This window comes from Candidatus Streptomyces philanthi, from assembly GCF_059553635.1.
Map to the genome: position 1 here is coordinate 1 of NZ_JCANQV010000242.1, position 9,134 is coordinate 9,134.

Sequence of the window (9,134 nt, forward strand, 5' to 3'; positions counted from 1 at the left end):
CTGCGAGGTCCGCAGCCCGGCCTCCCGTGCCGCGGTCTCCCGCCCGGCCTCCGTCTCGTGCTCCTCGGCGTCCTTCGCCAGACCGCCGGCCACCAGCGCCGGGTAGCCGTGCGGCGGCAGACCGCCCGGGTTCTGCGGGAGGTAGAGGGTGAAGGTGGAACCGCGGCCCGGTTCGCTGGCGGCGTGGATCTCGCCGCCGAGCAGCCGGGCGATCTCCCGGCTGATGGACAGCCCCAGGCCCGTACCGCCGTACTTGCGGCTGGTGGTGCCGTCCGCCTGCTTGAACGCCTCGAAGATGACCCGCATCTTGCTGGAGGCGATGCCGATGCCGGTGTCGGTCACCGAGAAGGCGATCATGTCGGCGTCCGGGTCGCGCAGCGAGCCGTGTTCCAGCAGCTGCTCGCGGATCGCCACCGGGACGTCCTCGCCGGCCGGCCGGATGACCAGTTCGACGTTTCCGGTGTCGGTGAACTTCACCGCGTTGGACAGCAGGTTGCGCAGCACCTGGAGGAGCCGCTGCTCGTCGGTGTGGAGCGTGGCGGGCAGGTCCGGGGAGACCCGGACGGCGAACTCCAGGCCCTTCTCCGCGGTCAGCGGCCGGAACGTCGCCTCGACGTAGTCGACGAGCTGCACCAGCGCGATCCGCGTGGGGCTGACGTCCATCTTCCCGGCCTCCACCTTGGACAGGTCGAGGATGTCGTTGATCAGCTGGAGCAGGTCGGAACCCGCACCGTGGATCGTTTCGGCGAACTCGACCTGCTTCGGCGACAGATTGCCCTCGGCGTTGTCGGCCAGCAACTTGGCGAGGATCAGCAGCGAGTTGAGCGGGGTGCGCAGCTCGTGCGACATGTTCGCCAGGAACTCCGACTTGTAGCGCATGGAGACCGCGAGCTGTTCCGCGCGCTCCTCCAGAACCTGCCGCGCCTCCTCGATCTCGGTGTTCTTCACCTCGATGTCGCGGTTCTGCGCCCGCAGCTGCTCGGCCTTCTCCTCCAGCTCGGAGTTGGACAGCTCCAGCGCCCGCTGCCGGCTCTCCAGCTCCGCCGACCGCTCCTTGAGCTGCTCGGTCAGCTCCTGCGACTGCTTGAGCAGCAGCTCGGTCCTGGTGTTGACGGAGATGGTGTTGACACTGGTCGCGATCATCTCGGCGATCTGGCTGAGGAAGTCCTTCTGGATCTGGGTGAACGGCTGGAACGACGCCAGCTCGATCACGCCGAGCACCTTGTCCTCGAACAGCACCGGCAGAATGATCACATTGGCGGGCGGCGCCTCCCCCAGCCCCGAGGCGATCTTCAGATAGCCGGACGGCACGTTCTCCACCAGAATCGTGCGGCCCTCCTCGGCCGCCGTCCCGATCAGCGTCTCGCCCGGCCGGAAGCTCGTCGGCATCGCCCCCATGGAGTAGCCGTACGAGCCCATCAGCTGCAACTCGTACGCGCCGGAGCCGCTGTCCACCCCGATCCCGCCGGTCTCGGGACGCGCGGCGAGGAAGAACGCGCCGTGCTGCGCGGAGACCGCCGGGGACAGCTCGCTCATGATGAGCGTGGCGACGTCCTTGAGGTCGCGGCGGCCCTGCATCAGACCGGAGATACGGGCCAGATTGCCCTTGAGCCAGTCCTGCTCCTCGTTGGCGAGGGTGGTCTCGCGGAGCGTGGCGATCATGGTGTTGACGTTGTCCTGGAGCTCCAGGATCTCCCCGGCCGCGTCCACGTCGATCCGCACGTTGTGGTCGCCGAGGGTGACCGCGGCGGCGACCGCGGCGATGGCCCGCACCTGGCGCGTCAGGTTGCCCGCCATCTCGTTCACCGAGTCGGTCAGGTCCTTCCAGGTGCCGGCCACCCCTCTCACCTGCGCCTGCCCGCCGAGCTGCCCCTCCGTACCCACCTCGCGCGCCACCCGGGTGACCTGCTCGGCGAAGGACGACAGCTGGTCGACCATCGTGTTGATCGTCGTCTTCAGCGCCAGGATCTCCCCCCGCGCGTCGACGTCGATCTTCTTGGTGAGATCGCCCTTGGCGACGGCGGTGGTGACCATGGCGATGTTGCGGACCTGGCCGGTGAGGTTGTTGGCCATGGAGTTCACCGACTCCGTGAGGTCCTTCCACGTCCCCGCGACACCGGGGACGCGCGCCTGGCCGCCGAGGATGCCGTCGGTGCCCACCTCACGGGCCACGCGGGTCACCTCGTCGGCGAACGACGACAGCGTCGTCACCATCGTGTTGACGGTGTCGGCGAGCTGCGCGACCTCACCGCGCGCCTCGACCGTCACCTTCTTCGTCAGGTCACCGTTGGCGACCGCGGCCGCCACCTGGGAGATGTTGCGCACCTGGATGGTGAGGTTGTTCGCCATCAGGTTGACGTTGTCGCTCAGGTCCAGCCAGATGCCGGTGGCACCCGGCACCCGCGCCTGCCCGCCCAGCTGGCCCTCGGTGCCCACCTCACGGGCCACCCGCGTCACCTGCTCGGCGAACGACGACAACTGGTCGACCATCGTGTTGACGGTCGTGACGAGTTCGAGGAACTCGCCCTTGGCGTCGACGGTGATCTTCTTCGACAGATCGCCGCGCGCCACCGCCGTCGTCACCTGGGCGATCTGCCGCACCTGCGACGTCAGGTTGCTCGCCATGAGGTTGACGGACTGGGTGAGGTCCTTCCACGTCCCGCTGACGCCCTGCACCTCGGCCTGGCCGCCCAGGATGCCCTCGGTGCCCACCTCCCGGGCGACGCGGGTGACCTGCTCCGCGAAGGAGGAGAGCTGGTCAACGAGGGTGTTCAGGGTGTTCTTGAGTTCCAGGATCTCGCCGCGGGCATCCACGTCGATCTTCTGGGAGAGGTCACCGCGCGCGACCGCCGTGGCGACCTGTGCGATGTTGCGGACCTGCGAGGTCAGATTGCTGGCCATGCCGTTGACGGAATCGGTCAGGTCCCGCCAGACGCCCGCCACCCCCGGCACCTGCGCCTGACCACCGAGCCGGCCCTCCGTACCGACCTCACGCGAGACCCTGGTGACCTGTTCGGCGAACGCGGAGAGCTGGTCCACCATCGTGTTGATGGTGTTCTTCAGCTCCAGGATCTCGCCGCGCGAGTCCACGTCGATCTTCTGCGACAGGTCACCGCGCGCGACCGCCGTCGTCACCTGGGCGATCTGCCGCACCTGCGACGTGAGATTGCCCGCCATGAAGTTGACGGAGTCGGTGAGTTCCTTCCAGGTGCCGCTGACGCCGTCCACCCGCGCCTGCCCGCCGAGGCGGCCCTCCGTCCCCACGTCCGTGGCCATCCGGGTGACTTCGGAGGCGAACGAGGACAGCTGGTCCACCATGGTGTTCACGGTGTTCTTCAGCTGGAGCATCTCGCCGGAGACATCGACGGTGACCTTCTGCGACAGGTCACCGTTGGCGACCGCCGTGGTCACCTGCGCGATGTTGCGGACCTGCCCGGTGAGGTTGCGGAACGCGGTGTTGACGGAGTCCGTCAGGTCCTTCCACGTACCCGCCGCGCCCGGCACCGCGGCCTGGCCGCCCAGCTCGCCCTCGACACCGATCTCCCGCGCCACGCGCGTCACCTCGGCGCCGAACGACGAGAGCTGACCCACCATCGTGTTGACGGTGTTCTTCAACTCCAGCATTTCCCCGGCGACATCGACCGTCACGGTCTGCGACAGGTCACCGTTCGCCACCGCCGTCGTCACCTGCGCGATGTCCCGCACCTGAGCGGTCAGATTGCGGAACGCGGTGTTGACGGAGTCGGTGAGGTCCTTCCACGTACCGGCCGCGCCCGGTACCTGCGCCTGCCCGCCGAGCTGCCCCTCGGCCCCGACCTCGTTCGCCACCCGCGTCACTTCGTCCGCGAACGTCCGCAGCGTCTCGGTCATGGTGTTCATGGTGTCCGCGAGCTGCGCCACCTCGCCACGGGCGCTGACCGTGACCTTCTGCGACAGGTCACCGTTGGCGACCGCCGTGGTGACCTGCGCGATTCCGCGCACCTGTGCCGTGAGGTTGCCGGCCATCAGGTTGACGGAGTCCGTCAGGTCCTTCCACACCCCTGCGACACCCGGCACCTGCGCCTGGCCGCCCAGCTCGCCCTCCGTACCGACCTCACGGGCGACCCGGGTGACCTCGGAGGCGAAGGAGGACAGCTGGTCCACCATCGTGTTGACGGTGTTCTTCAGCTCCAGCATCTCGCCGGCGACGTGCACGGTCACCTTCCGCGAGAGATCGCCCTTGGCGACCGCGGTGGTGACCAGGGCGATGTCCCGCACCTGCGCGGTCAGCCGCGAGGCCATCGTGTTGACGGACTCGGTCAGGTCCTTCCACGAACCGGACATGCCGCGGACCTGCGCCTGCCCGCCGAGCTTGCCTTCCGCCCCGACCTCACTGGCCACCCGCGTCACCTCGTCGGTGAACGCCGACAACTGGTCGACCAGCCCGTTGACCGTCCGGCCGACCTTCAGGAACTCACCCCGCAGCGGATGCCCCGACGAGGAGTCGGAGCCCCGCGACCGCAGATCCATCCGCTGCTCCAGATCGCCCTCGGACACCGCCGACAGCACCCGCCCCATCTCGGAGACGGGCCGGACGAGATCGTCCACCAGGGCGTTGGACGCGTCGATGGCCGCGGCCCAGGAGCCCTCGCAGGCCCCCGCCTCCAGCCGCTCGGTGAGCTTCCCCTCCCGCCCGACGACCCGGCGCACCCGGGCCAGCTCGCCCGTCAGGTGCAGATTGCGGTCCGCGACCTCGTTGAACACCGCGGAGATCTCCGCCAGCACCCCGTCGCCGGACACCGTGAGCCGTTTGCGGAAGTTCCCGTCCCGCATGGCGACAAGAGCGGCGAGGAGCCGGTTCAGGGCAGCCGTGTCCACCTCGGTCGTCCCGGATGCCCGGGACCGTCCGCTCCTCGTACGCGTGCTCGCGCCCCGCGCCGCTGCGCCAGACTCCACCGTGTCCCTCCCGCAGGGTCGACGTTCACCCGGGATCTCTCATTCCCAGCGCCCAGTGTTTCACCCCGCCGCCGCGACGCGGCAAGGAGTCGAAACGTAACCACACGTCCCGCGCCGCGCCGAAGCCCGCGGCCCCGGCGCGCACCGTGTCCCCTCCCGGAACGACCCGCCACCGACTCCGGACACCACCAGGAATCACCCGAAAACACACATCCCCCGCCCTCCGATGGGCACGCTCCGTGCACCGAAGGGCACAAGCTCCCGGAAAGGACGCCTTCGTTCCCACCTCCCGAGGCGACCGTCTAGCCTGACTAGGAGTGTGCGGACCGGCCGGACCGCGCACCGGCCCCCTGCCGGGAGGCGGCGCCGGGACGACCGGCCGGGATCTCCGGCGCGCTCCTGGCGCATCGAGGCCAGGGGAAACGGGCACAGGAGTTGGGGGAGCGACAAAAATCCAATGGGGAGTGCTGTGATCACCGCGCGGGCTGCCGCCACCTTCGAGCCGGTCGGGCGCTCCGTCGCCACCGCCCGCGCGTTCGTCCGGGACACCCTCCAGGGCTGGGGCTACGGCGACATCGTCGACGACGCCGTCGTCCTGACCAGCGAACTCGTCACCAACGCCGTGGTCCACGCCGGCACCGCTGCCGATGTGCTCTGCCTGCGCTCCGAACGCGGCGTCCGCATCTCCGTCGCCGACCGCTACCCCGAACGTGAGATCCCCCTCCAGCACGGCGGCCGCACCGTCGTCCCGCCCGACCGCGAGGGCGGCCGCGGCCTGCTGCTGTGCGGCGCCCTCTCCTCCTGCTGGGGCGTCGAGTACGGCACCGCCCGCAAACATGTGTGGTTCCAGCTCGACCTGCCCGAACGCCCGGCCGGCACCCGCTCCGCCGGCCCCGCCCTCCCGGTGGACGCCCTCCCCGTCGCCGACACCCGCGTCCGCGTCGCCGTCGTCCAGGTCGACCGCGGCGGCTGCATCAGCGTCTGGAACGACGACGCCTGCGACCTCTTCCAGTACGACGCCGAACAGGTCATCGGCAAGCCCCTCACCGACCTCGCCGCCTGGCCCCACACCCCCGGCACCGGCACCGGCGTCGCCGAGGCCCTCCGCCTCTCCCGCTGGGAGGGCTCCTACGGGATAAGGGACGCCGACGGCCGCGTCGTCCCCGTCTACGCCACCCATCTGCGCGTCCGCGACGCCGACGGCGAGGCGTCCACCGTCTGCCTGCTGGTACGCGAGCACGAACGCGCCGTGCTCCAGAGCCCGCAGCGCACCCCCGCCCCGGACACCGCCGCCCACGCCGAGGGCCGCCCCTCGGACCCGTTCGAGGTCTTCATCGGCTCCCCCGCCCCCGACGACCTCGACGGACTCCTCCAACGCACCGTCGAACGCGCCCGCGACATGCTCGACGGCGACGCCGCCTACCTCCTCCTCGCCACCGACGACGAGACCGAACTGGAGGTCCGCGCCTCCACCGGACTGCCCTCCGCCCGCCAGCGCTTCGCCCGTGTACCGGTCGAGGCGGGCTCCGGCCGCTACGGCTCAGCCCGGATGCCCGCCGTCCACGAGGACCTCACCGCCGTCCCCGGCGCCGTCCCGCTGCTCTCCGGTACGGGCATGCGCTCCGTCGTCACCGTCCCCCTCAAGGTCGAGGGCCGGCTGACCGGCTCGCTCGGCGTCGCCGCCGAGACCGCCGGCCGCTACACCAACGAAGAGGCACTGAACCTCCAGTTCGCCGCCGACCGCATCGCCCTCGCCGTCGAACGCGCCCGCCTCACTGAGCTGGAGAAGCTGCGCCGCGGCTCCCTCTCCTTCCTCGTCGAGGCGTCCGACCTGCTGGCCGGCACCCTCGACCGCGACCAGACGCTGGCCCTGATGGCCCAGATGACCGTCCCCACTCTCGCCACCTGGTGCGCCGTCTACACCGTCGCCGACCAGACCTCCGAACCCGAGCTGTCCTACGTCCTCCACGAGGACGAGGACCGCATCGACGGACTCAAGAACCTGCTGCTGAAGGTCGACCCGCCCGAACCGGTCCCCACACCGGGCGCCCGGGTCTGGACCGCCCCCGCCGACGCCGCCCACGACGCGGCGCTGCGCAGTTCCCTGCGCAGTGTGGGCCTGGGCTCCTCCACCCGCGCCTCGGGTGCCCCGGGCGCCTCCCTGGCCACCGCCTCGGCCGTCGGCGGCGAGACCGTCGTCCTGCCGCTGGTCGCCCGCAACCGCGTCATCGGCATGCTCACCCTCGGCAAACCCACCGAGGAGCACTTCCGCCAGGAGATCCTGGAACTCGCCGAGGACCTCTCCCGCCGCGCCGCCCTCGCCCTGGACAACGCCCGTCTCTACTCCGAACGCACGGCCATCAGCCAGTCCCTCCAGCGCAGCCTCCTGCCGCCGGAGCTGCCGGAGGTCCCGGGCGTCGAGGTCGAGGTCATCTACCGCGCGGCCGGCGAGGGCAACGAGGTCGGCGGCGACTTCTACGACGTCTTCCCGATCCGCGACGGCGCCTACGGGTTCGCCATCGGCGACGTCTGCGGCACGGGCCCGGAAGCAGCGGCCGTCACGGGCCTGGCCCGGCACGCCCTGCGGCTGCTGGCCCGCGAGGGCTTCGGCGGCCCCGCCGTCCTCGAACGCCTCAACGCCGCCATCCTCGACGAGGGCGCCCGCAGCCGCTTCCTGACGCTCCTTTACGGGGAACTGCGGCCGCAGCCCGACGGCGGCGCGCTCCTCAAGGTCGTCTGCGCCGGTCATCCCCTGCCGCTCCGGCTCCGCCAGGACGGCACGGTCGCCCCCGCCGCCGACCCCCAGCCCCTCCTCGGCGTCATGGAGGACCTGGAGCTCTACGAACAGACCGTCACCCTCGACCCGGGCGATGTCCTGCTGTGTGTGACCGACGGCGTCACCGAACGCCGCGAGGGCACCCGCATGCTCGGCGACGACGGCCTCACCGACGTCCTGACGACGTGTACGGGCCTGACGGCGGGCGCGGTGGCCGCCCGGGTGCTGCGTGCCGTGGAACGCTTCGCCGCCGAACCGGCCTCGGACGACATGGCCATCCTCGCGATGCGCGTCCCGGAAATCCCCGTCGTATAACGCCGCGCGGGCGGCGGAGGGCTTTCCCCGGCCGCGGTGTTCCGCCCCCGCGGACACCGGTGGAAGCCCTTCTCCCTCCGTATACAAGGAAAGCCCCCGCCAATATGACGGGGGCTTTCCTTTTCGGAGCCCCAATACGGAATCGAACCGTAGACCTTCTCCTTACCATGGAGACGCTCTGCCGACTGAGCTATTGGGGCGAGCCAGCGGAATAGATCATACATGAACTCCGCCGTACGACCGAATCGCCCGCCGCGCGCCCCCGCTCCGCCTAAAAGGCGGGCTGGAGCAGTCCCCCGAGCGCATTGCACGCACCGGCCATCCGCTGGATCTCACGCCGGGTCATTCCGGCATGCGCCGGCAGCGCCAGCGTCTCGTCCACGGCCCTTTCGGTCTGCGGCAGAAAGGCGTCCCGCCGCAGCCCCGGCATCCGGTACACGGGCGCGTGGACGGGCACTTCGCACGCCACGCCCCTGGCCCGCAGCGCCCGCGCGAACGCGTCGCGGTCGGGCCGTCCGTTACCGGGAATCCGCACCACGTACCGGATGTACAGGTGCCCGGTCGCGGGCGCCGGAGTGAGGACGCCGGTCAACCTGCCGTCCAGATACGCCGCGTGTGCCCGGCGGCGCTCCGTCTCCTGCGGGCCGCCCGTCGCGGCCGGCTCGTCCTCGACCAGGACCAGCAGCCCGTGCCGCTGTCCCACCGCGCGCAGCCACCCGGCGTCCGCCTGCCGTCCGAACCGGTTGACCGCCACCACGGCCGCCGTACGGCTCGTCACCGCGTCGGCCACCGAGGCCGGGTCGAGGCAGTAGCTCTCCGGGTCCACCTCGGCGTACGCGGGAAGCGCTCCCGTCCCCACCACGGCCCGGGCCACTTCGGGGTTGCCGAACGCCGGCACCACCACTTCGTCACCGGCGCGCACTCCGGCCGCCCTGAGCGCACGCGCGGTCCCTGTCCCTGCCGTCCCCACGTCTGCTGTCCCCATGCCGGGAAATCCTGCTGACGCGAAGTGAACGTCATATGACATCCATGCCGTTGGGCGGGGAAGGGGCGGTGAACGCAAAAAGGCTCCGGCTCCCGAGACCAAAGGTCTCAGGAGCCGGAGCTC

The 9,134-nt window shown here is 70.7% G+C and carries 3 protein-coding genes and 1 tRNA gene; 1 reads left to right on the plus strand and 3 read right to left on the minus strand.

The genetic code is table 11. From position 1 onward, the window contains the following. Nucleotides 1-4,935: HAMP domain-containing protein (locus AC51EU_RS23010; protein WP_496268941.1), on the minus strand; the 4,935-nt coding region annotated here is incomplete at its 3' end. A 457-nt stretch (nt 4,936-5,392) separates the two neighbouring features. Between AC51EU_RS23010 and AC51EU_RS23015 the strand changes: the two genes are divergently transcribed. After that, nucleotides 5,393-8,026 carry a SpoIIE family protein phosphatase gene (locus AC51EU_RS23015; protein WP_496268942.1) on the plus strand — a complete coding sequence of 878 codons (2,634 nt, stop codon included), beginning with the start codon at nt 5,393-5,395 and terminating at the stop codon, nt 8,024-8,026. Nucleotides 8,027-8,153: 127 nt separating this feature from the next. On the opposite strand, the gene AC51EU_RS23020 is transcribed toward AC51EU_RS23015, so the two are convergent. Both AC51EU_RS23020 and AC51EU_RS23025 read right to left on the minus strand, forming a co-directional pair. Further along, a tRNA-Thr gene (locus AC51EU_RS23020) sits at nt 8,154-8,226 on the minus strand. Between the two features lie 71 nt (nt 8,227-8,297). After that, nucleotides 8,298-9,011 (minus strand): DegT/DnrJ/EryC1/StrS family aminotransferase, encoded by a 714-nt coding sequence (locus AC51EU_RS23025; protein WP_496268943.1) that lies wholly within the window; start codon nt 9,009-9,011, stop codon nt 8,298-8,300. Between the last annotated feature and the right edge of the window lie 123 nt (nt 9,012-9,134).

Coding starts and splice junctions, on each gene's coding strand:
- AC51EU_RS23025 (WP_496268943.1), bottom strand. CDS start 9,011: ATGGGGACAGCAGACGTGGGGACGGCAGGGACAGGGACCGCGCGTGCG.
- AC51EU_RS23015 (WP_496268942.1), top strand. CDS start 5,393: ATGGGGAGTGCTGTGATCACCGCGCGGGCTGCCGCCACCTTCGAGCCG.